The organism is Sulfuricurvum sp. (genome assembly GCF_028710345.1).
In the GTDB taxonomy this organism is placed as follows: Bacteria; Campylobacterota; Campylobacteria; order Campylobacterales; family Sulfurimonadaceae; genus Sulfuricurvum.
This window is the reverse complement of record NZ_JAQTUH010000004.1, coordinates 145,390-169,039: the sequence shown is the minus strand read 5'-3', so window position 1 is coordinate 169,039 and position 23,650 is coordinate 145,390. Positions and strand designations below refer to the sequence as shown.

General features: G+C 42.0%; 23 protein-coding genes and 1 tRNA gene. 15 read left to right on the top strand and 9 right to left on the bottom strand.

Annotation, left to right across the window (positions count from 1 at the left end; genetic code table 11):
• Nucleotides 1-46 precede the first annotated feature (46 nt).
• The 4 genes from PHC76_RS07120 (at nt 47) to PHC76_RS07105 (ending at nt 3,110) form a co-directional block, all read left to right on the top strand.
• On the top strand, nt 47-754 hold the full coding sequence (locus tag PHC76_RS07120) for a 2Fe-2S iron-sulfur cluster-binding protein (protein WP_299970003.1): 708 nt from the start codon (nt 47-49) through the stop codon (nt 752-754).
• A gap of 244 nt (nt 755-998) precedes the next feature.
• Complete coding sequence (locus tag PHC76_RS07115) at nt 999-1,496, top strand: YajQ family cyclic di-GMP-binding protein (protein WP_299970000.1); 498 nt, start codon at nt 999-1,001, stop codon at nt 1,494-1,496.
• A gap of 4 nt (nt 1,497-1,500) precedes the next feature.
• Entirely contained in the window at nt 1,501-2,457 is a 957-nt protein-coding gene (locus PHC76_RS07110) for an HD domain-containing phosphohydrolase (RefSeq protein ID WP_299969998.1), read from the top strand.
• Nucleotides 2,454-3,110, top strand: coding sequence for a DNA-binding protein (locus PHC76_RS07105; RefSeq protein WP_299969994.1), 657 nt, complete (start codon nt 2,454-2,456; stop codon nt 3,108-3,110). Before PHC76_RS07110 ends, PHC76_RS07105 begins: the two co-directional genes overlap by 4 nt.
• 9 nt (nt 3,111-3,119) lie before the next feature.
• Here the strand turns inward: PHC76_RS07105 and PHC76_RS07100 are convergent, their stop codons facing one another.
• Nucleotides 3,120-5,948 carry a helicase-related protein gene (locus tag PHC76_RS07100; protein ID WP_300209901.1) on the bottom strand — a complete coding sequence of 943 codons (2,829 nt, stop codon included), beginning with the start codon at nt 5,946-5,948 and terminating at the stop codon, nt 3,120-3,122.
• Nucleotides 5,949-6,030: 82 nt separating this feature from the next.
• On the opposite strand from PHC76_RS07100, the gene PHC76_RS07095 reads away from it, so the two are divergent.
• The 4 genes from PHC76_RS07095 to PHC76_RS07080 are packed head-to-tail and all read left to right on the top strand — an operon-like array spanning nt 6,031 to nt 8,157.
• Nucleotides 6,031-6,339 (top strand): hypothetical protein, encoded by a 309-nt coding sequence (locus tag PHC76_RS07095; protein WP_299969987.1) that lies wholly within the window; start codon nt 6,031-6,033, stop codon nt 6,337-6,339.
• Nucleotides 6,315-6,677, top strand: coding sequence for a DUF309 domain-containing protein (locus PHC76_RS07090; RefSeq protein WP_299969984.1), 363 nt, complete (start codon nt 6,315-6,317; stop codon nt 6,675-6,677). The genes PHC76_RS07095 and PHC76_RS07090 overlap by 25 nt, the downstream gene beginning before the upstream one ends.
• 1 nt (nt 6,678) lies before the next feature.
• Nucleotides 6,679-7,299: an NAD(P)H-dependent oxidoreductase gene (locus tag PHC76_RS07085; RefSeq protein ID WP_299969981.1), complete on the top strand. Its 621-nt coding sequence runs from the start codon at nt 6,679-6,681 to the stop codon at nt 7,297-7,299.
• A complete protein-coding gene (locus tag PHC76_RS07080) occupies nt 7,300-8,157 on the top strand; it encodes a mechanosensitive ion channel domain-containing protein (protein WP_299969978.1) in 858 nt (285 codons plus the stop codon).
• On the opposite strand, the gene PHC76_RS07075 is transcribed toward PHC76_RS07080, so the two are convergent.
• The 6 genes from PHC76_RS07075 to PHC76_RS07050 all read right to left on the bottom strand — a co-directional run bounded on the left by PHC76_RS07075 (nt 8,154) and on the right by PHC76_RS07050 (nt 15,279).
• On the bottom strand, nt 8,154-9,251 hold the full coding sequence (locus PHC76_RS07075) for an MFS transporter (protein ID WP_299969975.1): 1,098 nt from the start codon (nt 9,249-9,251) through the stop codon (nt 8,154-8,156). The genes PHC76_RS07080 and PHC76_RS07075 overlap by 4 nt on opposite strands.
• Before the next feature lie 3 nt (nt 9,252-9,254).
• Entirely contained in the window at nt 9,255-9,761 is a 507-nt protein-coding gene (locus PHC76_RS07070) for an RDD family protein (RefSeq protein ID WP_299969972.1), read from the bottom strand.
• 180 nt (nt 9,762-9,941) lie between these two features.
• Nucleotides 9,942-11,831, bottom strand: coding sequence for a flagellar hook-basal body complex protein (locus tag PHC76_RS07065; RefSeq protein WP_299969971.1), 1,890 nt, complete (start codon nt 11,829-11,831; stop codon nt 9,942-9,944).
• Between the two features lie 59 nt (nt 11,832-11,890).
• The gene (locus PHC76_RS07060) at nt 11,891-13,231 is read right to left on the bottom strand and encodes a flagellar hook protein FlgE (protein WP_299969968.1); all 1,341 of its coding nucleotides are present in this window, start codon (nt 13,229-13,231) and stop codon (nt 11,891-11,893) included.
• Between the two features lie 15 nt (nt 13,232-13,246).
• Nucleotides 13,247-13,924, bottom strand: coding sequence for a flagellar hook capping FlgD N-terminal domain-containing protein (locus PHC76_RS07055; RefSeq protein WP_299969966.1), 678 nt, complete (start codon nt 13,922-13,924; stop codon nt 13,247-13,249).
• A gap of 14 nt (nt 13,925-13,938) precedes the next feature.
• A complete protein-coding gene (locus PHC76_RS07050; RefSeq protein WP_299969964.1) occupies nt 13,939-15,279 on the bottom strand; it encodes a flagellar hook-length control protein FliK in 1,341 nt (446 codons plus the stop codon).
• A gap of 158 nt (nt 15,280-15,437) precedes the next feature.
• On the opposite strand from PHC76_RS07050, the gene typA reads away from it, so the two are divergent.
• The 5 genes from typA (at nt 15,438) to PHC76_RS07025 (ending at nt 20,199) form a co-directional block, all read left to right on the top strand.
• Complete coding sequence (gene typA / locus PHC76_RS07045; RefSeq protein WP_299969962.1) at nt 15,438-17,243, top strand: translational GTPase TypA; 1,806 nt, start codon at nt 15,438-15,440, stop codon at nt 17,241-17,243.
• Between the two features lie 124 nt (nt 17,244-17,367).
• The gene (locus tag PHC76_RS07040) at nt 17,368-17,682 is read left to right on the top strand and encodes a nucleotidyltransferase domain-containing protein (RefSeq protein ID WP_299969959.1); all 315 of its coding nucleotides are present in this window, start codon (nt 17,368-17,370) and stop codon (nt 17,680-17,682) included.
• A 55-nt stretch (nt 17,683-17,737) separates the two neighbouring features.
• A complete protein-coding gene (locus PHC76_RS07035) occupies nt 17,738-18,490 on the top strand; it encodes an abortive infection system antitoxin AbiGi family protein (protein ID WP_299969956.1) in 753 nt (250 codons plus the stop codon).
• A 258-nt stretch (nt 18,491-18,748) separates the two neighbouring features.
• Complete coding sequence (locus PHC76_RS07030; protein ID WP_299969954.1) at nt 18,749-19,762, top strand: DNA-binding protein; 1,014 nt, start codon at nt 18,749-18,751, stop codon at nt 19,760-19,762.
• The gene (locus tag PHC76_RS07025) at nt 19,762-20,199 is read left to right on the top strand and encodes a Fic family protein (RefSeq protein WP_366519961.1); all 438 of its coding nucleotides are present in this window, start codon (nt 19,762-19,764) and stop codon (nt 20,197-20,199) included. The genes PHC76_RS07030 and PHC76_RS07025 overlap by 1 nt, the downstream gene beginning before the upstream one ends.
• 13 nt (nt 20,200-20,212) lie before the next feature.
• Here the strand turns inward: PHC76_RS07025 and PHC76_RS07020 are convergent, their stop codons facing one another.
• Nucleotides 20,213-21,433 carry an NAD(P)/FAD-dependent oxidoreductase gene (locus PHC76_RS07020; RefSeq protein WP_299969951.1) on the bottom strand — a complete coding sequence of 407 codons (1,221 nt, stop codon included), beginning with the start codon at nt 21,431-21,433 and terminating at the stop codon, nt 20,213-20,215.
• A gap of 186 nt (nt 21,434-21,619) precedes the next feature.
• Complete coding sequence (dgt, locus tag PHC76_RS07015) at nt 21,620-22,720, bottom strand: dGTP triphosphohydrolase (protein WP_299969948.1); 1,101 nt, start codon at nt 22,718-22,720, stop codon at nt 21,620-21,622.
• 224 nt (nt 22,721-22,944) lie between these two features.
• Here dgt and PHC76_RS07010 point away from each other — a divergent pair, with 224 nt between their 5' ends.
• Both PHC76_RS07010 and PHC76_RS07005 read left to right on the top strand, forming a co-directional pair.
• Nucleotides 22,945-23,376, top strand: coding sequence for a hypothetical protein (locus PHC76_RS07010; protein ID WP_299969945.1), 432 nt, complete (start codon nt 22,945-22,947; stop codon nt 23,374-23,376).
• 46 nt (nt 23,377-23,422) lie between these two features.
• Nucleotides 23,423-23,510: transfer RNA gene (locus PHC76_RS07005), tRNA-Ser, on the top strand.
• Nucleotides 23,511-23,650 lie beyond the last annotated feature (140 nt).

Below are 23,650 nucleotides of genomic sequence, written 5' to 3'. Positions count from 1 at the left end.
AGGAAGACGATGATGATGAAGAGTATGAGAAAGAGTGGTGTGATTGATGAATATTTCAATACAGCGTTCGACTAATGGGGAATTACAAACTTATAACGTCGAGTTAGAGAATGCGACATTATTAACGATTCTCAATCATATCAAAACAAAGCAAGATCCGACTCTCACCTATTCACATGGATGCCGAAGCGGTGTATGTGGAAGCTGTGCTGTCCGAGTGAATGGACGCGAGCAACTGATGTGTGAATACAAACCAAGCGATGGGGATATAGTTGAACCGATTCGTAATGCGCGTGTTATACGTGATTTAGTGGTCGATAGTTCTGCCGTGGAGCGTTTTAATCGAATAGGTTTGGCATGGAATGAAGCCTCTATAAACGAAAAGATGAGTAGTAATGAAATGGCGCAGATTGAGACGCAAAGCGATTGTATTTTGTGCACGTCGTGTTTTAGTGCTTGCCCTGTGTATTCTGTCAATCCTGATTTTATCGGTCCCTTTGCTCTCACTCGTGTTTGGCGGTATGTGAATGATCCTCGTGAACAAAACAGTGATGACAAAATAGCGGCAGTACAAACAAACGGGATTTGGGATTGCACTCTCTGCGGAGAGTGTGTCCCCGTCTGTCCCCAAAATATTGCCCCTGCACAAGATATCCGAATGTTACGGACGAAGAGTGGGATGATGGGGTATAGCGATCCAAATATGGAATCGATGTTTGGTGGCGGTTTGGATTTTGGCTCACCAATGTTTTAATCGCTGTCATTCCCGCGTAGGCGGGAATCCAGTTAAATAAAGTATCTATAAGCTAGATTTCCGCCTACGCGGAAATGATGAATAAATCAATTTGTGTTATACTAATGTTATAAATTAAGTACGCATGCGTACGTGGGCTTCCTGCCGAAGGCGAAGTGCCCATAGGGTGAAACATAGCGTTAGCGTAGCCAAAACGGACTTTGTTCGTTTGGCGTGTACAATAAATAAATAACAGGATTTTAGTATGGCATCAGAACACTCTCTCGACATCTCCGCAAAAATCGATCTCCAAGCGTTTAAAGACGCGATTGCCCAAGCTGAAAAAGAGGTAATCGGACGGTATGATTTCAAAGGAATCACCTATGAAATCAATTACCGTGAAAAAGAGAAACAACTCATCCTCCTCGCATCAAGCGATAACAAACTCGATGCTCTAAAAGATATTGTGATTGGAAGACTTATAAAGCGCGGTCTCTCCTCTAAAGCCCTCGAAGAGCTCAAAACCGAAGACGCAAGTGGCGGGTCTCGAAAAGCGACCTATAAAGTAGTCGATACCATCGAAGCCAAAGAGGCTAAAAAGATTATGGCGGAGATTAAAAATCTTAAAACCAAAGCAAATGCTCAAATCGAAGGGGAACATATCCGTATCAAATCGAAACAGATTGATGAACTTCAAAAGATTATGGCGCACATAAAATCACTCGAGTGGGATGCCCCTCTCGTATTTGATAATTTCCGGTAGCACTATGTCGCAAAAATCCCGTTATTTGATTATTGATAAAAGAATCATTACCGAGGGAGAAATTCTCGATTTTTCGTTGTTTTATCCCAATGAAACCAAGACGAAAATGATCCTTTTAATCGAAACGGGAAGCAATATTACGTCGGATATGAAAGTAACATTGCGAGGAATCGAAAAACTCTATGTTAAAGATTCCGATCACCCAGCTTATCAACTCTATCTGGACAGCCATATTCAGCACATTGCCGCGCGGAGTGATATCCCTACCGAAGAGAAAGCGGCAATAGTCTATGAAAAAGCGACCGAAGTGATGAACAATATGTTTCATAACCCCGAAGCGCTTGGCAATGTTCAGGAAATTCAGCCGCTAGTCGGTGGATTTATCGATATCGTTTTGCACGATCAAAATGCGGTTGAATCGTTGATGCAGATTACGGCACACGATTATTATACTCACACCCACTCCATCAATGTGAGTATTTACACAATCAGTTTGGGCTCATTTATGGGGATTACGGGGGATGAGCTTAAAACTCTCGGTACCGCTGCGGTTCTTCATGATATCGGTAAAAGCAAAGTTGATTACAACATCATCAATAAAAACGGTCGTTTGGACGATATGGAGTTTGAAGAGATGAAACGTCACCCCTCAGAGGGGCATACTATTGCCTTGAAACTGGGGATTACGGACGAGCGGATACTGACGGGTATACGTCACCATCACGAACGGTTGGAAGGTGGTGGATATCCTGATAACCTCAAAGGGGATCAAATTAGTAAATTTGCCCGAATTATCGGGGTGTGTGATGTGTTTGATGCCCTTTCTACCAAGCGTTCTTATAAAGATCCTATGAGCTCGTTTGAAGCGTTAGGGCTTATGAAGAGGGAGTTTAGCACCCATTTGGATATGGGTATGGTGAATTCGTTTATCAAAATGTTACACAAGCAAGGAAAATCATGAAAAAAATGACAATAGCCGATGCCGCAGAGTATTTTAATGTCTCTAAAGAGGCTATCCACAATCGGATTCGTCGAGGGAGTTTGGATTGTATCGTAGAGAACGGAGTTAAATTTGTTGCCGTAGAGTCTGCTAAGGGGAATCAAGCATCTAGTAACAGTGTGATTGATAATCGTTATACCCAATATATCGAACAAGAGAACGAGCGATTACGTGAAAAAGTGGACGTTTTAGAGAAAGAGACGACACGCCTTCGTGATCAGCGTGAGCAGATGCTCATCGATGAGCGGATAACGGTGGAGCAAATCTACAAAGAGCGTGATGCTCAATTACGTAATATTTTGAATGTGGTTGCGACGAAGTTTCTCTCTCATGTGAATGAAGATCAGGTGATGCAAGAGGCGATGGGGGAGAGTAAAGAGATAGAAGAGGCAATTAATGCCGATATTATTCTTGTGCCGTCCATTAGTGATGAGTGGATTCCTCTCAAAACATTTTTAAAACTCAAGCGCTATCCAGAGAGTATCAAAAAGAATATCAAACGACGATTTAGAAAAGCAGTAGAGAAGGGTGATGGTCGTTTTATCGTTCGCGATGATAAGATTTTTTTAAACACTTCGACATACGAATATTCAGATTTACTTTCCGGAGCATAACGACAAATGTTAGCGTCGTGTTTTTCTTGCTCCTCCAGCTTCTCGCGGTGAATCGCGTTTATCTCTAACTCCTTGTTTAGCACGGTTGAGGTTGTGAAAACAGCTTTGACAGATGCTAAACTCTGCGTTTGGTGCGAGAGGTTTTCCGCACGTTTTACAACGGGGGACAAAATGGCTTTGTTTGAGAGAGGTTTCGATAAAACGGTTAAGCTCTCCTCTGAAACTACGCGCTTTTTCGCTGTCAACAAAAAATTCCCCCATCCGATACGACAACCATAAATACAAACTAATCTCTTTTATCTGATCTTCGGCATCTTGGAGCTCTTCGCTGGTTTGCGCATAGGTTCCCCCATGACGCGGAGGGATGTAGGCAATCGGTTTCGCTTGAGCTAACGCTTTGACATATCGCTCGTAAGCACCCATGACGATAGGGGATTTGGTAGAGAGCGGTGCGGTTGCGAGGATGTATTTACTCTTCATATCGAGGTCATAATGATCGACGATAGCGGCCGCTTCTGCCATCGATTCAAGATTGACCGCCCGAAACGGTCCTTCGAATTTCATATTTTCGACGAAAAAGTTAATGATGTTGGAGAGGGACTTCTCTTCGAGAATGCTTGAAACGAGTTGGATATGATCATACGACGCCATGACGTTGAACGGTATCGTGATATCTTCGGCTTTTTTCGTAAAGAGCGGTGCAATTTTTTTGAGAACATCACCGGTGAGAGCCCCCACAAACCCTTTTTCACTCAACCCATAACGCCCCGCTCGTCCCGCGATTTGTTGCATTTCACTCACGGTGAGATCACGTTGGTTTTGACCGTCAAATTTGTCCGCTTTGGAAAACAACAATGTTTTAATCGGGAGATTTAACCCCATCGCGATAGCATCGGTGGCGATGAGGATTTGTGTCTCACCGTCACGAAAACGGCGTGCCTCTTCACGACGCACTTCGGGTCCGAGATTACCATAGATGATACTCGTGCGATAGGTCGCAGAGAGTTGTTGCTTGAGACGTAGCGCGTTGGAGCGGGTAAAGGCGATAATGGCACTTTGAGGCTCGATGGCGGTAATCGGAGTGGGTTGTGTGAGGAGTTCGAGGGGATTCTTTCGCTCAAAACGGACAATCTCCAGAGGTTCACCCAAATAATGAGCGAGTGCTTCTATCGCTTCGAGTGCATTGGAGGAGCCGGTCATAATGACGGTTTTAGCAGGGGCACCAATGATAGCATTCGCCCACGCCCATCCCCGATCACGATCACCGATCATTTGCACCTCATCGATAACGCACACATCCACTTCACTCTCAAAACTGAGCATCTCGATGGTGGAGCTGATATGGGTGGCATCTTCATCGACGATTTGCTCTTCACCCGTGATAAGCGAAGCGTTCACACCGTGCTCTTTTAAATCTTCATACCCCTCCAGTGCTAACAAACGCAACGGGGCGAGATAATAGCCCGTCCCACCGCGTCGCAACTGCTCCATTGCGCTGTAGGTTTTACCGCTGTTAGTGGGACCTGTATGAAAAATGAGACGACGACGGAGTGAGCGTGCGAGTGGGAAGAGATTTTTAAAATCACGTACCGTTCGCGCCAATAACTCTTGACGCTGTTTTTTGAGGAGCTCGTCTTTAATAAGACGGTCAAAGTGGAATAAGACACGGCGGGTTACTTTGGAGCTGATATGGAGGTTTTCATGCAGATAGGGCAAAAGAATCTCATAAATCATCGGATAGAGGGCATTATCGCTGAGGTTGAGCAGTCTTGCATGCTCACGACACTCTTGGGCTAAGAGGTCTAATTCACGTAAAAAGTTCTCTTTGAGCTCGTGTCCTTGAATCTCAAACTGCTCATCAAAGACCAAATCGGCTTCATCCCAAATCAATTTGGTAATCTCAGCGTGAGAGATTTGAATGTGGGTTGTATGGACTAACGGCTCATCATAATAAGGGAGTAAAATTGCTTGCGGATACTCGATGAGAAGCTCTTCTCCCACAAACTCTATCCCGATAGCATGAGAGGGGAGGATACGCCCCAGTGTCTCCATGTTGAGAGGGTAAAAGGTGTTGGTGTTACTAGGCGGGGCACCTTTGAGTGATGCGATAATCTCGTTATGGGTGAGGTATCGGTGGTTATCGAGTTTGAGCGAGGCAATAAACGTCGAAATTTGAAGCTGTTTTTGCGCCGTATACTCCTCTTTGATAGCGGTGACATAGGGTATGAGAGCATCAATACTCTCAACATGCAGACGGGTGGAATCCAATGCAGTCGTTTTAAGAACATGGATTTTGCTAAATTTCTCCTCCCCTAAATCGTAGAGGATAGAGGCATAAAACTCCAACCGATCATCGTAATCAAATTTCCCCTCCACCGCTTTTTCGAGAGATTCACGTTTGCGAATGTAGCGGATGTGTTCGAGTTTGGAAGCAATTTTATCAGAGGTGATTTTACGGGTACGGATATCTGAAAACGCCGCGTGCAGTGCTACCCTCTCATCACGGCTCATCTCGAATGCATCAAACAGCTCATCGATTTTCTCTTCCCTCTCATGAGGTTTCTCACGCGGAATCGGATTGGGATAGATTTTGCCGTTTAGGGTGAAAAAATCGACGACAAGGTGACGGTTATCGCTCTCCCCCTCTGACCACAGCCGCCGAAAGGTTTTGACGAGAAGCTCTTTTTTGGTCGTCCCATCGAAAATACCGAGGGCATGGGCGAGTGCAACAAGAGTTTCGGTCGGAACGCGCTCAATACCCTCATCAAATCCTTCATCGCCAAAAAAATGGCGGATGGATTGGTTAAGTTTTATCATTTTTTTCTTTTTCTTTGCCATAACGTAAGTGTAGCTAAAAAATCTAAGGTGCATCTTTTTGAGGCTTGGATACACTACCTTAAAATAATAATGGGATTGAAATATGATCGATTTAAATGTCGATGAGTGGACACAGGAAGAGTTTTTACGGAACAAACAGGTGTTAGAAGAAAAAGGGGTGAAAGTGCTCTTGATTGATACGATTTTAAATCCTATCGATGGTGCACAAACAACCCTTTACGCCCCGCCGTTACTCAAAGCTGAACCCTCTGGGAGTGTATTCGTCTTTTATTGCGACACGGGGAAATCTTCAAAAGAGCGTCTAGGGGAGTTTCGAGCCAAATTTCCGAACCATGTGTGTATTAGTTTGCGGGGAGGACGGGGCTATTGGCGCAAGAATTTGCGAATATAACAGAGATAACACACGCGTGTGAGGCGTTTGTTATTTCGTTGGAAGAAGAGCGCTATTACGATGCCCATGAGGATTTGGAACCGTTGTGGTTTTCCCGTCGATTTGAGGAGAATGATGAGGTGAAGCTTTGGAAGGGGTTTATCAATGCGGCGGTGAGTTTTGAGTTGGTAAAACGGGGACGCCATGAAGCCTCTCTCAAAGCGTGGAAAAATTATCATAAATACCGCGAACTTTTGGGAAAATTTGAAACAGACCATTATGAAATGTACGTTAGAATGGTGAAAATTATTGAAAAGCAAGATTCCCGCCTTCGCGGGAATGACGAGCGGGAGTCTTAATATGTCCGAATTTTTAAAAGCAATGGCGTTTCGTCACGCGTGTAAACAGTTTGATGCTGAAAAACAGATACCAAGCGAGCAGTTTGACTCTCTTTTAGAAGTGATTCGAACCTCTCCCTCATCGTTTGGGATGGAGCCGTGGCGTGTGATCGTGGTGCGTAATCCGAATCTTCGTAAGGCACTCAAAAGTGCGTGTTGGAACCAAGGTCAAATTACTGAGTGCTCTGAGTTGGTGATTTTTACGACTGATAACGATATCGTCCGAAGTGATTCATCCTATGTGCGTAAAATGTTTGAGCGTCGAGGACTCCCATCTGAAGCGGTCGATATGTATATGGGTGTCTATAAAAACTATCTTACTCCGATAGAAGAAGATGAAGTTTTACTCGAAAACTGGACAGCCAAACAGTGTTATATCGCTCTTGCTAACGCAATGACCTATGCGGCAACACTGGAGATTGATAGTTGTCCGATAGAGGGGTTTGACAAAGAGGAAGTGGAGGCGATACTGGATCTCGAATACGGTTCCAGTGTAGCAGTGATGTGTGCGTTCGGGTATCGGGTAAATCCTCAGAGTGAGCAAAAACGGTTAGAACTAAAACAGATAGTGGAGTACAGATAGATGTTGCAAAAAGTGGAACAAAATGTAGAGCATATTAGTACCAAGGCGGAACATTACACCGATATAGCTATTAATTTCGCGACCGAATACGGGTTGAAACTTATCGGTGCGATTGCTATTTTCCTAATCGGAAAATGGATTGCAGGTCAAATCATCAAACTGATGCGCCGAGGGATGGAACGGGCACATGTGGATGCGACGTTGATTTCGTTTTCGTCTAATGTGGTCTATGTTGCACTGATTATTGCCGTAGTGGTAGCATCTGCGAGTAATCTAGGGATTAACACGTCGTCGTTTATCGCGATTTTCGGAGCGGCAGGGTTGGCTATCGGTTTGGCACTCAAAGATACCCTTGCCAATGTCGGTGCGGCGGTACTGATTATCTTTTTCAGGCCGTTTAAAGTGGGTGATTCGATAGAAGTTTCGGGAGTCAATGGAACGGTGGAAGTTATCAATCTCTTTTCAACCACCTTGGCAACGGCAGATAATCGGACGATTATTATCCCCAATGGAACCCTCGTCGCGGGAAATATTATTAACAACACCGGTAAAAGCAACCGTCGTATCGATATGGTATTTGATATCGATTATAAAGACGATTTAAAAGTGGCTAAAGAGGTGATTAGTGAGGTATTTAAAAATCATCCGAAAATACTTGCCGAACCTGCTTTTATGGTATCGGTAGGGGCTTTAGGTGCTAATTCGGTTCAGCTTTACGCACGTCCGTGGGTGTTGGTAGAGGATTATTGGGATGTTCGGTTTGCTGTTACGGAGGAGATTAAACTCAAATTTGATGAGCATGGGATAACCGTTCCATTTCCTCAGATGGTTACTCACGTCAAGCGCGAAGCAATTTAACGATTATTGATTCGAAATGCGAATGTCGCTCCCAGTGCGGCAATCGCACCGGCAACAAAAAGATAGGTCGGTGCGTATTGATAGACAACTCCCGCCCCGATTGCTCCGATAAACCCCCCAAGACCATAAGAGATACCAAAGAAAAATTGTTGTGAGAGTCGGCGAGCCTTATAAAGTGAAAATAAGACACTGATAGCAGCGGTATGAAAGAGGGCAAAGCTAAACGCGTGAAGGCTTTGTGTTGCAAACAATATAAACAATGAATTGGGAAAGAGAGCAACTAAAAGCCATCTCAAAGCGGTAATAGCCGCCGTTATCCATAGCAGGGCATTAAGATTGCGATGGAGCAATCTGCCTTGAAAATAGAACATAATAATCTCAGCGATAACTCCAAAACTCCAAAGCCATACGGTAGTATCCAATGAAACCCCGTGGTCGGTCGTATAGATGGTGAAAAAATTATAAAACGGTCCGAAACTCACCTGCATCAAGAAAAACCCGATCCAAAGCGGTATATGTTCAACAATAGAAAATGTACACCCTTCCTCATTCGAAGAGCATTCGTTTGCGGGGGTATGGGCCTGTTGACTCCCGATTAATGCTCCGAAAGTGAGGGTAAGGAGTGCCATAGCGATTAAAAAATCGATCCCGATATAGGGTGCTGTGAGAAACTTGACCAATACCAATGAGACCGCGATAAATCCGAATGAGCCAAAGAGACGGATACGGCCGTAGTTTTCTTTTCCGATATGCTCCAATGCAATCACTTCGATGTAGGGTAATACGAGAGATATCCCGATTCCAAATAAAATATTGACCCCCAATAGAGGATAGAAATGAGTTAATGCAGGATAAAAACCACCTGCACCTATGAGCATCAATGCTAAAGCAGTAAAAAAAGTTCGTTGATTGAGCTGGAATCCCTGTAAAAATAGAAACGGAATCGCAAAACGGACTAACGGTGCAGAGGCGAGTATAATCCCGATATGGAGAGGATCATACCCTACCATGGTGAGGATTTTAGGGATGAAAATAACGTGTACCCCTATTAGGGCGAAATAGAAAAAATAAAATGCGGCGATAAGTGCGGACACGATTTACGAAACGCGAATAACAGCGGTGCCGCTGATGAGGTCATGGAGGGAGCGTTTATCTTTGCGCAACAGACCGATAAAAAACCCGATGAGGGTAATAAGGGAGATAAAATAACCGATAAAACGCAACGTTAGTTTCCAATATGGGGCATTACCAAAAGTTTTAGCATCGATAACACGGATAGAAGCAAGTTTTTTCCCCGGTGTTTGACCACTTTTGTGCCATAACCAAACATAAGTGATGAGAAATAAGGATATTTGCACTATCGAAGCAATAGGATTTGGGGGATTGGTATGTGCTTTAGGAGCATTGACAATAACGTCCAAACCACTGGCGGTATGCATCTGATCGTAACCAAACAACGCCATTGTTAGGAGGGTTATAGGTAAACCGATCATAAAAATATCGGTACCAAATGCCAAAGCGCGTGACCAAAACGGGGCGTAATCGATACGTGGTTTTGGGGGAGTAGTAGTACGAGGTCTTTTTTTAGAGGAGTGCTTTTTCATAATAAGAAGTGTAGCGAATCGGAGTTTAAAACAATGCGTTATTACCGTTTGTTTACCAAAGGAGTGCATAATACACTTATCCCAATTGATGGCAGCACATCAAAGGGGAGTTTTCATTCTTCCAAACTCCTTAAGACCAAAGCATACTCAGGAAGGTGTATCCTGAGTATCTATCTCCTATTATCGTTTAATTCCTAATAATGTTTCCAATAATGTATCGGATGTTGTAATGGTTTTTGCATTTGCTTGATAACCACGTTGAATGATAATGAGGTTCGTAAGAGATTTAGATAAATCGACGTTGGATGCTTCGAGTGCTGAAGATTGCATAAACCCGCGTCCTGCTGTTGCCGCCGTTCCGATGATTGGATCTCCTGAGTTTGCCGATTGGAGATAAACATTTCCTCCATCACTTACGAGCCCTTCGTTATTTGAAAACTTAGCCATTCCAATTTGAGCTAAACCAAAGGAGCGACCATTGGAAAACGATCCTATAAGTGTTCCGCTTTGGTCTATTCGGATACCGACGAGATCTCCACCAGGATAACCGTCTTGAGAGATACCGCTAGTAGTTGAGGGGTTGTCAAAACTGGTAATTCCATCAAATTTATTAATATTACCAAAATTAAGAGTAATGGCTTGATTGGGAGTAGATCCGTTATTCCCAGTAAAATCGATCCCTGGAATATTGTACCCTGCCAATGCCCCTGCCGTATCAAAAGAGATTAAACCTGCTGGATTGAGTATGTTTTCATAAGGGGCTGCTCCCCCAATATCTGCCGGTTTTGGGACCGATACGGAATAGCTCCAAGATGTTCCACTGGTGGGGCTGCTGGATTCTTTACGAAAGTCAACTTTGAGAGTGTGTTTACTTCCGAGTGAATCATACACATCGATACTGGCGGAGTGTGTAGCGGCATTAACGGCTTGTGATTGTTTAGATGAAGCAGAGCCTGCTGCAATATTTCCTGAGAGTGTTAAAAAATTAGAGGTAAAGATATCATTTTTTGCTGTTGCGGCATCGGTAATTCCAGCAACTTGGATACTGAGACTGGTCGCCCCTGTTCCATTGTTCATAATTTGCAGCTTACCTTGGTTATTATAGTTGACTGTTGCTCCCGGAGAGGCACCAACATTGAGGGCATTACTGCTTGCCCAATTGGCAACGGCTGCACGAAAATCTTCGGTTGTATTGAAATAATAGACATTAGCGTTAACGGAAGCAGTACCATCACTTTGTAATGGTGAAGTGGCTGCACCGGCTGCACCCGTACCGGTAGTATTGATATCGGCAATATTGCTGGTATAACGAAATTCTGCATAGGTTTGTCCACCATCAGTACTGATAAAAATACCATCACCTCCGGTTCCGGGACCGTTTGCTGCTGAAGTGAGAGAGAATGCTGTACCGCTTCCATTAAACATAATTCCCATATCTTCAGCAGCGACAGGTGCCCCATTGGTATTGACAAAAGCACCGGTGGTGTCAGTTTCATAGGTTGGTGAATATTGGGTTATTTTACTGCTGGCACTAAGGTTGGCTTTGATGACTACTTCGGTACTTGCATTTGCCGGCGTGGTCAACCCTGGTGGGATTTGAATATTACTGATTGGAGCTGTAGAATCGACGAGACCGGTATTGGCATCACGCACCCATCCTTGGACGATAAAGCCATTATTATCGACAAAATTTCCGGATGCATCAAATTTAAAATCTCCGGAACGGCTATATTTATAGGTATTTCCTCCATCGGAACTGACGATAAAAAATCCATCCCCTTGGATAGCGACATCGGTATTTTTATCGGTATTTTGAATAGACCCTTGAGACATGATACGTGTTATTGAACTTACGGTTGTCCCTAATCCAACTTGAACGGCATTTTTTCCTCCAAGAGCACCTTGGGGAGCCGTTGCAATTTGATTGGTTTGTGCTAATAGATCAGAAAAGTTAGCACGTGAGTATTTATAACCGATCGTATTAACGTTAGCAATGTTATTAGACTCAACGTCCATTGCAATTTGATGTGATTGAAGACCGGTAATACCGTCAAAGAGTGATCGTAACATGGAAAATCCTTTGTGTCACATTATGTTAGTAAGAAGATAAAGCAAAAATTATGCCAATATTAACGGTGCATCTGAAGAGCTTTTTGAATCATCTCATCGACAGTCGTAATTGTTTTAGCATTGGCTTGATAGGCACGCTGAGTGACGATCATATCGGTGAGCCCCACTTCTATTCGTACGTTTGATGCCTCAAGCATTCCACTTCGAACAGTTGCACCAGCGGTATAGTTTCCATTGGCATCTTTCCAAAAGAGAGGTTTCCCACTATCAGCGCTCTCGTGATAGTAGGTTCCACCATCGCGGTTAAGACCTTGATCATTTTGAAAATGGTACACAGCTACTCGGGCAATAGCGCTTTGGCGACCATTGGAAAAGTCGGCGATTACAACTCCGTCGGCATTAATACCGTATTTTGTGAGTGTTCCGCCCGTCATTCCATTGGAGGTTGATCCTCCACTGACCGCAATTCCATCAGTGGAGATGACGCCACTAAATCCACTCCCTAAATCTACATTAACTTGCGTACCGTCATTATTGAGTGAGCTGATAGAAAAACTACTCAGATCTCCAGATGGCCCAAAAATAGCTTGACCATTTTGAGTATCGTAGGTGATTGTACCATCTGCAGATGTGATAGAAGCAGCAACATCCCAAGTAATGCCTTGCGCGGGTTGGGTTGCACTTTTGGTAAAGGTGAGCTTTAATCGGTTCCGATCATTAGCCGCACTGATAACATCGGCACTTATGGTTCGAGGTACATTGTCTAATCCTAAATTACCGAGAAATTGTGCTTGGGTGGTCGGTTCAACAGGATACGCCAATTGGGTAGGAAATTCGATCACCCCTTGTGCAGATGGTGTACTCATAGGTACATCAAAGGTGGGATTATTGATGACATATGCCCCTGCTATTCCGGTGCTTCCCGCCCTCGTATAGTCAAAAGTAGGATTATAGGAAAAATTGCTCAACATTGTCCCTTGGACATATTTTCCATCAGCGGTGACTAATCGGGCTACTGAAGAATCTACATCACCCGATGATTGTTGATAGGTATCAAAGAGAAAGTGTCCATCGCGTGTATAGGAATCAATTCCTTTGCTGGTGACGCCAAACCACCCATTTCCCTCAATCGCCAAATCGTTATAACGATCAGAGGGGGTAAGGTCACCTTGTTGAAACTGATACGTCGTAGCTTGTACTTTTGAACCCAAGCCGATATCATTACTAGTGGGTAACCCAGTGCTTCCTTTGGTTAAAGCAGAGCTATAAATATCTGAAAACTCAGTAGTCGATCCCTTAAAAGCTGTAGTTGAGATATTTGCTAGATTATCAGATATGATATCTAGCCCATATTGGTTGGTTTGCATTCCTGAAATACCGCTATAAAAACCTTGAAACATGCTATTTCCCTATCTTTAATTCGCTGTTATCTCTTTGATCGTGCTAAAATCGATATAGCTTGATCCGAGTTTCGCATAAGTTTTACCGCTATCAAATTTGATTGATTCGATCGGATAACGCCCTACACGGGTTGTTGCTGTGGTGTTGTCTGCTTTGGTATAGGTTGATTCAACATAATAAATTCCTGCATCTACGGCACTGTTTGCCGCATTTGTCCCATCCCACGAAAATTTTGCTACCCCTGCATCCGTTGCACCGACATTCATAGTTTTTAAAATTTTCCCGTTCTTGTCTAAAATATTGATCTTTCCGGTTGTGACTGCATCAGGATAATAGAGTTCAAAGTCTACCGTTTTCCCTTTTTCCAAGACAACGGCATTACTTCCGGTATCAGCGATTTTACTGATAGCCGATATCCCTGTATACTGTAAAGAGGCAGTCAAAGAGGAAGCTAGCGTTGAGAGTGCTTTATTGGTATTTTCACTCGATTCAAGTGTTGCAAGCTGAGATGTCTGAGCCAAAATCTTTTCACTGTCCATCGGAGATGTCGGGTCTTGGTATTTGAGCTCCAACAATAATAACTTTAGAAAGTCATCTTTTCCAAGTACACCATTGGGATTGGTGGTTGTCGTGGATGTTGATGCTGTCGTGGAGGTAGAGGATAATGTGTTGCCGTATGCGTCGATTGCCATAATAAACTCCTTAATTACGCGTAATGAGGTAAGATGATTTCAAGAGCACTTAACTGCTCATTATTGGATTCTAGCTCTTGGAGCGACTGATAGGATTGAAATCGGTTAGGTTGCTGCTGCTGTTGTTGCTGATTGGGATTTTGAGATTGATTTTCTCCGCCCGACATAAAATTCATCGTTGCGTTAGTGACCCCTTGTTGTGCCAATTGGGCTTTCAATTCGGTTGCATTATGCGCCAAAAAGGCAACACTAGAGGCATTGTTAGATTGAATATTGACATGAACGTTGTTTCCGCGTTGAACGAGTGTTACCTCGACTTCACCGAGTTTTTCAGGGTTAAGTTTCATGGTGACACGGGTAAAAGGGGGTTTGTAGTTTTCTGCTGCCTCTTTGAGATCGATAGCAAAATGGCGCATACTTTGAGCCGCCTCTTTGGCTTTTACTTCGAGTGAATCAGCTTTTGGTGTTTGAATAGTTTTAGACGGTTCATCAGAAACTTTAATACTCTCTTTTTTCTCTTTCTTGTCGCTCTCATCGTTTCCGCGTAAGAGGGTACTGAGTGCATCGGTTAGGGACGCTGTTTTTGGAACGATTTGTGAAAGCTCTTTAGGAGACTCTTTGGATGTGTCGGGTGTGTTTGTTGCCGACTCATTTAGACTTTTTAGGAGGGATTGAAGCGGTTGCTGGGATTTGGTTGTTTTCTCTTCTTCTTTTGATACTTTAGTCTCATTTTTTGATTCAGTGAGTAACGCACTTAAAGAAGATTGCGGTGCTTCAGTTGGTTTCGTACGCTCTTTAAGGTCAAGAATACTTTTAGATGCAAGGGATGAAGGAAGCTCTTTTGTGAGCGATTTTTGTCCATCGTCGAGAGTTGAGAGGGTGATTTCACTGAGATTGACCCCCATTTTATCGGCGAGTTCAACAAGTCCCATCAGTGTTTTTGGAAGTGATTTAGAGTCAGCTTTGTATTCCGGAGCTTTTTCGGTGATGGAGTTTTTGAGAAACTCTTTGGCTTTATTGATGAGAGAGTGTACTTGATCATTACTGAGTGCATTAATGAGCTCTTTTGGGAGCATTTTTGTCTCTTCATTGCCGAGAAGGTCTTCGAGTGTTTTGGTACCGAGTTTGGTAGCATCGGTAGATTTAAGAGTTTTTGTTGCGGATGAGGTTGCTTCAGCAGTTTTAACCACTTTTGGGTCAACAACAACGTTAAATTTTTCATTTCCAGCGGATTTGAGTGAGGAGAGGAGATTTGCAAAGAGATCGCTCACTTTAGAATTATTGGTTTTTGCACTACCGCCCAACAGATCTATGAGTGATGTTGGTGCTTTAGTTTCATTGTTTTGCACAACCATAGAAAATCCTTTTCGGAATTAAGTAGTAATATCAAGCAATAAATGTGCCACATACAGTAATAACGCCAAATGCGCAAAGCCCATTTTGACTTAACGAAACCTTAAAATAAAAAAAGATATAATCCGCGAAAATCTTTGCCTCCCTATAAGGACATTCAGTGCAAAAAATTCGTAACATCGCCGTCATCGCCCACGTTGACCATGGTAAAACGACACTAGTTGACGGATTGCTCAAACAATCCGGTACATTTGGCAGCCACGAGCAAGTCAATGAACGAGCAATGGACTCTAACGCACTCGAAAAAGAGCGCGGGATTACTATTCTCTCTAAAAATACCGCTATCCGTTACGGTGAGCACAAAATTAACATCATCGACACTCCGGGTCACGCCGATTTCGGTGGAGAAGTTGAGCGCGTACTCAAAATGGTTGACGGTGCATTGTTGCTCGTTGATGCGTATGAAGGGGTTATGCCTCAAACCAAATTCGTTGTTAAAAAAATGCTCGGTCTTGGAATCAAACCAATCGTTGTTATCAACAAAATCGATAAACCTTCCGCAGATCCTGAGCGCGTAGTAGACGAAGTATTCGACCTTTTCGTTGCGATGGACGCGACCGAAGATCAACTTGACTTCCCGATTATCTACGCCGCAGCGCGTGATGGTATCGCGAAAATGGATATGGCTGAACCGGACGGTGATTTCACGTGTATGTTCAACACTATTCTCGAAAAAGTACCTGAGCCTACCGGTGATCCTGAAAACCCGACTCAGTTGCAAGTTTTCACCCTCGACTACGATAACTACGTTGGTAAAATCGGTATTGCCCGTATTTTCAACGGTAAAATCGCTAAAGGGGATAACATCTTGTTGGCAAAAGCCGATGGCGAGATGGTAAAAGGTAAAATTTCTAAATTGATCGGATTTATGGGCTTGAACCGTATGGAAATCCAAGAAGCGGAAGCAGGTGATATCGTAGCCGTTGCCGGTATCGAAACCGTAGACGTTGGGGATACTATCTGTGATCCACAAAATCCTATGCCACTTGATCCTATGCACATCGAAGAGCCGACGTTGACCGTTGTTTTCTCGGTTAATGACTCTCCACTTGCTGGTCAAGAGGGTAAACACGTTACCGCAAACAAAATCCGTGAGCGTCTTGATGCAGAGATGAACACCAACGTAGCAATGCGTTACGAAACGGTTGGAGAAGGTAAATTTATCGTTTCCGGTCGTGGTGAGCTTCAAATCACGATTCTCGCAGAAAACATGCGTCGTGAAGGGTTTGAATTCGGTATCGGACGTCCAGAAGTTATCGTAAAAGAGATCGAAGGGGTCAAATGTGAACCGTTCGAACACCTTGTTGTTGACCTTCCGGCAGACAATGCAGGGACTATCATCGAGCGTCTCGGTCGCCGTAAAGCGGAAATGAAAGCAATGGTACCGATGGGTGAGGGCTTTACTCGCGTAGAGTTCGAAATCCCTGCGCGCGGATTGATCGGTTTCCGTGGTCAGTTCTTGACTGATACCAAAGGTGAGGGTGTAATGAACCACTCATTCTTGGAATTCCGCCCTTACACAGGAAACGTTGAGAGCCGTCAATACGGAGCGTTGATCTCTATGGAAGACGGTGTTGCGTTAGCGTACTCATTGTTCAACCTCCAAGATCGCGGTGTCCTTTTCACAGCCCCTCAAACCAAAGTGTACAAAGGGATGATCATCGGTGAGCACAGTCGTTCAAACGACCTTGACGTTAACCCGATCAAAGGTAAAGCACAATCAAACGTCCGTTCATCAGGTGCAGACGAAGCGATTAAACTCATTCCACCACGTGATATGAACCTTGAGCGTGCATTGGAATGGATCGAAGATGATGAACTTCTCGAAGTTACCCCTCTTACTATCCGTATCCGTAAACGTTGGTTAGATCCAAGTGATCGTAAACGTAACGGCGTTAAAAAGTAAACAATAGACCGTTCGCCCTGAGCTTGTCGAAGGGTGGGCACTTCCCCCATGAAAACTCATTTTCCATCTCCTATTTTACTTGCTTTTGTTATAATATTCAAAGTTATAAACCTAAGGTTTTAAAATGATTACCAAAGAAGCAGTTTTAGAGTATCTTCGAAGTATCAAATCTAGCCATGAAAAAGAGGGGATTGTTATCCACGGAATTTTCGGATCATTTGCGAGAGATGAAGCGAGCGAAAATAGTGACATCGACGTTTTAATCGAAACAACTCCGCACTTTGTAGAAGATACCGATCCTCTGAGAGCATTTAGTATCTTACAAGCGCTTCGCGAAAAGATTTCACACCAGTTTGCATGTACCGTCGATCTCGCCGATAAGACAGGCTTACGTGGGCGTAGCGGTGAGCATATCCTCAAAAAGACTATCTATGTTTAATGATGAAGCGATCATCTGTTTTCAAACAATTATTTAGAAGCATAAGGATTAGAGGATGGGACTTAGTTCAAATTCGATCATTCATTTTACGAGTACAAAAGATAGTTTAAAAGGAATCTTGTCTAATGATTTTCACGTCAAATACTGTATTGAAGATGTCATCTTAGGTGATAAAAATACAACCTATATTGCACCTATGGTTAGTTTTTGTGATATTCCTTTATCTGAAGTCAAAAACCATATTGAAAATTATGGTTCTTATGGCATTGGATTATCTAAAGAATGGGCAATTAAGCAAAGACTTAACCCAGTAGTATACGTAGAAAAAAAATCATTCTTTTCAGAAAGTTTACTAGAATTATTTCGATCAACCTATGATGCACAAATGCATGAAACTAAAGCCACACATGGTTTGCAAGTATTTAGCCATATAAAAAACTATGAGAGTGATTTGTTTCGGAAAAACAAAGAGCCAAAACGCAACTATCGTTTTTCAGATGAACGTGAGTGGCGGTATATACCTTCATATAGTGATGCATTTGATGATGAGGAAAAAAGATTTTCTTTTCCATCAAAAAAAGAATTTCAAACACCAGAACAAAAAGCCTATTACAATGATCGAATCAAACATTTAAAATTAATGTTTGAGCCAAATGATATAAAATATATCATAATTAATGATGAATCAGAAATCGGAGAGTTTATTGATTTTTTGAGACATGTTAAAGGTAAAAATTATAGTCTCCATGACGTAGAAAGGCTAACTAGAAGAATTATTACCACTGAACAAATATACAGTGACTTTTGATCTTTAAATTATTGAAAATAATTATATTTGTGTATATACGATAGCTTACATTTCGGTAGTACGGAATGATGAAAACCTATCTCTCCATCTCACTCGGTTTTGCTATAATACTTATACATTATCTACAATATCATCTATTATTCTCAAAAAGTTTTAACTATCAAAATTGATTCTTATTGATTATATGGGAAGCTATGATCTTGAACAAACGAAACGAGAGGTAGAATGTTTTGATTACAATGGACATTAGGAAAAAATATGACCAAAGATTTAACATCATCAACAGTCAGCAGACAAAATATTTTAAATAATAATTATGCATTAGAACAGATAGAATCGAATCTATCTTTAGGTGGTGCTTTTTGGAGAGATGCCAATGTGTTTACAAAAACACAAGTAGCAAGTTTATTAACTATAGATGAACGGACTATTGATAGATATTTAGAAAGCAACAAAGAAGAACTTGCTAAAAATGGATACAGAGTTTTAAAGGGTAAAGAACTGAAAGACTTTAAAGATTATGTCGACGACATTCATGTCGCCGACATAGCTAAAGCTCCGTCATTAGGGGTGTTTTCTTTTAGAGCAGTACTCAATATCGCTATGCTTGTTACCGAAAGTGAAAAAGCAAAAGCAATAAGAGGTAAGATTTTAGACATTGTTATCGATGTAGTGGCTCAAAAAGCAGGTGGTCATACCAAATACATAAATCAAAGAGATGAAGCCTATTTACCGTCTGCGTATAAAGAACATAGTTATCGTAGAGAGTTTACCGATGCCTTGGATGAATGCTTACCCGTTGATAAATGGAAGTATTCACGGTATACCAACAAAATATATGAAGTGATTTTTTTAGAAAATGCAGCAGAATATAAAAAAATACTGGATTTGACAGATAAAGACAATGTAAGAGAGACTATGTACTCTGAAGTCTTAAATGCAATCGCCAGTTTTGAGCATGGGTTAGCAGTTGAGATGAAGCAAGAGTATGAAAAATTGGGTAGAAAATTAATTCCTTCTGAACTCGACAATCTTATTACAAAAGCTTCTCAAAATCCCTATTTATTACCGCATATCAATGATGCAAGAGCAAAAATGGCAAGTCGTGATTTATGTTTTCGTGATGCACTTCATCATAAGTTGGAAAGCTATATTCAATCCGTTCCACAAGGTGATTTTGATAAATTTTTGGGCGAAACAAGCAAATCTTTAGAAGAGCGACTATCAGACCCTGAAACACTTGCGGTTTTGAAACGTTTGAAAGATAGATAGTGGAACTTCAAATTTTTTATTTTGATACCAAACATGCCATTTTAGTTCATGACTGGATTATAGAACATAGTGGTGGATTGCATGGATATCGAGAGATAGGATTACTTGATAGTGCGTTAGAGCATATACAAAATGATATGTATTATCCATCATTTGAGGAAAAACTCAAACATCTGGTTTATGCGGTTAATAAATTTCATCCTTTTATGGATGGCAATAAGCGTTCAAGCCTAACACTTGGTGCTTATTTTTTAGAGCTTAATGGTTATGGCTATTGTGTAAAAAAATTTGTGCTAGAAATGGAAAATATTGTTGTTTGGTTGGCCGAGGGTAAAATCGAGGATGATTTATTGTTTGACATAATAAAATCAATTATAGAAGAAGATGAGTATTCTGAAGAGATTAAGTTTCGTATTTATGAGGCGATAAGTGAATAGCTAAATATTCACCTTATTTCCCCATCTCTTTTCCCGCAATCATTCCACTAGCCCATGCAAAGTTAAAATTATATCCCCCGCGACGACCGACAATATCGATTACTTCTCCCGCAAAATAAAGCCCCTCAATCAGTTTTGATTCCATCGTTTTGTTATTGATTTGTGCCGTAGAGACACCGCCGCCGCTTACTTCGGCGTGTTTGAAACCGTGGGTATCGGTCACTTCAAACTCCCATTCACCGATCAAGTGGGCGAGCTTTTTTACATCTTTTTGGTTGAGAGAAGATACAGGTGTGTTTTGTGTGATAGCGGCATCTTCGAGGAGATAGGTAACGATTTTAGCAGGGAGTAGACCGCAGAGTGCGGTATGAGCGTCATGTTTTGGGATGGAGGCAAATAGCTTTTCGATAACACACACAAGCTCTTCTCTCTCATAGCGGGGGAGGAGATTGAGGGAGATACTAACGCGTTGTTTGTGTAGCAGAGCATACGAAGCGCGTTGGCTGATGTCGAGGATGGCGAGTCCCGAAATCCCATACGCAGCAAAGAGGATGTCCCCTGTTACTTTTATGTAGCTTTTGTTATCGATAAATAGGGTGACTTCGGCAACGGTTTTAACCCCCGCCATTTTAGGGTGATTTTTGGAATTTAGATGGAGTTGTACGAGGCTTGGGTAGGTGGGGAGTATCTCGTGTCCGAATGCACGGGCGAAAGTGTAGCCATCTCCTGTAGCTCCTAATTGTGGTGCCGCTTCTGAGCCTGTAGCGATTAAAACGTTGTTATAATTGTGTTTGTCCATCTCCGTTTGTACGTTGAAGCGTGAATCATGTTTGGTAATAGCGATGACTTTGGAATCGGTGATGATTTTTACCCCCGTTTCACTCACGGCACTTTTGAGGGCAATCAAGACCGATTTGGCTTCATTGGAGAGGGGATAACATCTGCCGTCTTCTTTTATATCTAACACGAGTCCGATGGAGTGACAGAACTTTTCAAAATAGTAGAAATTGAGCTGTTTAAGGGCATAGGTAACAAACTGAGGATCAGCCCCCGCATAATCTTCATAAGATGCGGTGGTGTTGATGATGTTACACCGTCCATTACCCGAAGCGAGTATCTTTTTTCCCACGTTGTTGTTATGCTCATAAATGGTGACATCAGCCCCCGTCCTTGCTGCAAAGAGTGCCGCCATAAGTCCTGACGCGCCACCGCCGATAATTGCTATGTGTTTCATAAAGATATTATAGCGATATGTTTGTTATATGATTCCTCACACCTATGAGCATCTTTATGGGATTATTATTCGTATTTATCTAAATATTTATACTAAATTTACACAACTGTTTTACAATGGTGATTCGATTCTCCTTCGATAGTTTGACCGAAATATCATCTATATGTTTCGGTTTTCTATAACAATTTACCCCTCTCTTCCGTATAACTCGTTATAAAGTTCCATCGCATACCGATCTGACATACTGGCAATATAATCGGCAATAACGCGGTGAGTATTGCGAATATCGAGCTGTTGCAGATAATAACGTGGTAACATTTTCGGCTCTTCCATTAGGGCATTAAAGAGACCGATAACGGCTTGTTTTCCGGCAAACATTTTACGCATAATGCTTTTATGTTGGTAGAGCTCTTTGTAGAGAATTTTTTTGAGTTTTTTGATTTGTGTTTCAAGTTCTAGCTCGAACCCTATCGGTATCTCTTCGGATGCGGGGATAAGCGAAGCTAACACACGGCTATTATCAATTTTCCCGCGTGAGAATTCGAGGAGTGAGTAGACTAAATGGTTGATGAGGTGAGAGCTAAAACGGTAACGGAACATCTCATCTTCGTTTTCATAAATCCCCTCATCGTATACTTTTTGGAGAATCGTTTGTATAAGTTCGGACGATTTTAACATCTCAAAAGAGATAAGTCCTGATGCAATACCATCATCGATATCGTGACTAATATAGGCAATCTCATCGGCACGATCGACAATCATCGCTTCGATGCTAGGGTGAGTATCTAACGCGAAAGCGTCGCGGATATCTTGGGGTAAAAACGGTTTGTTGTAGGGATAAGAGTGTTTTAAAATCCCCTCCAATGTCGCATAAGTGAGGTTAAGCCCTAAAAATGCCTTATAACGCTGTTCGAGTTTGGTAACGACACGAAAACTTTGAAAATTGTGTTCAAATCCATGGCTAAATCCCCTCTCTTTTAAACATTCATCGAGCGTGTCTCCTCCGATATGACCAAATGGTGTGTGACCTAAATCGTGAGAGAGGGCGATAGACTCTGCAAGCGATTCTTGTAACCCTAAATGGGAGCAGATTGAGCGGGCTATTTGACTCACTTCGATACTGTGAGTAAGGCGTGTACGGAAAAAATCCCCTTGAGAATTTAAAAATACTTGAGTTTTGTATTCAAGATGACGAAAGCTTCCTGAATGGATAATCCGGTCACGATCACGAGCGTATGGGGATCGGAAATCGTTGCTTATTGAAAAGAATCGCTCTTCAGGAGACATAAATACCCTTTTTATAAAAATTTTGAGAAATGATGCAAAATTATACAATTCACTTAACACAATTGTAACATTGATACTCTACAATAGTACTCTAACTTCCTTCAAAGCATATACTTCTGCGCGATTTGACCACGCGTAGAAAGAGTTTTCGTCTCTTTAGTTGATTTTTTCTTAAAAAAAGCTACAATAATAAAATTTAATACGATCTTACTAAGGTAGTGCAGATGGATTATAAGACAAAACACGACTCCAAATCATTTTTGTCCAATGACTATCGAAGCGGTGGTAAACAGTTCTCACAAGAGAGTCTTGCAAAGCGAAGAGAACAGGAAGAGGATTTTTTAAACCAAGAAGTCGATTATCGAAATTTTGTTTTTGCCCCTGAAGGATATGAGGGGTTAATGTTTTTCATATATTTCTTAACGCTTCCCTATCTTGTAGGGCTTGGTTTTTTATTTATGTTTGTAGCGCGTGCAAATTATGAGAGCTTTTTAACATTTAATCTCTCTTCTTATTTTATTATTTGGGCAATCGGCTATGAAGTGAGTGCAGTTTTACTGTTGATTATTATCTTTTTGGCATGGATCAACCATTATCATAACCGTTACAACCGTGAGAAAAAACGACAAAATAATAAATCCAGAAAAGGGTACTAAGAGCATTTAAGCAAGATTGGGTACAATTTCGCTCTGCATTATAAATGGACATCTGGCCGAGTGGTCGAAGGCGCACGCCTGGAACGCGTGTATAGGGCAACCTATCTAGGGTTCGAACCCCTAGGTGTCCGCCATCAAAATCCCCTATTTACGGTATTTTACAAAGATTTAAAGAAAATCATCATCTTAATTATCTACCCCATACAAATTTTGTTAAAATTCAAGTTACAAATTGTTAGTATATGTCTGTCATACTTCACTATAGAACATCTTT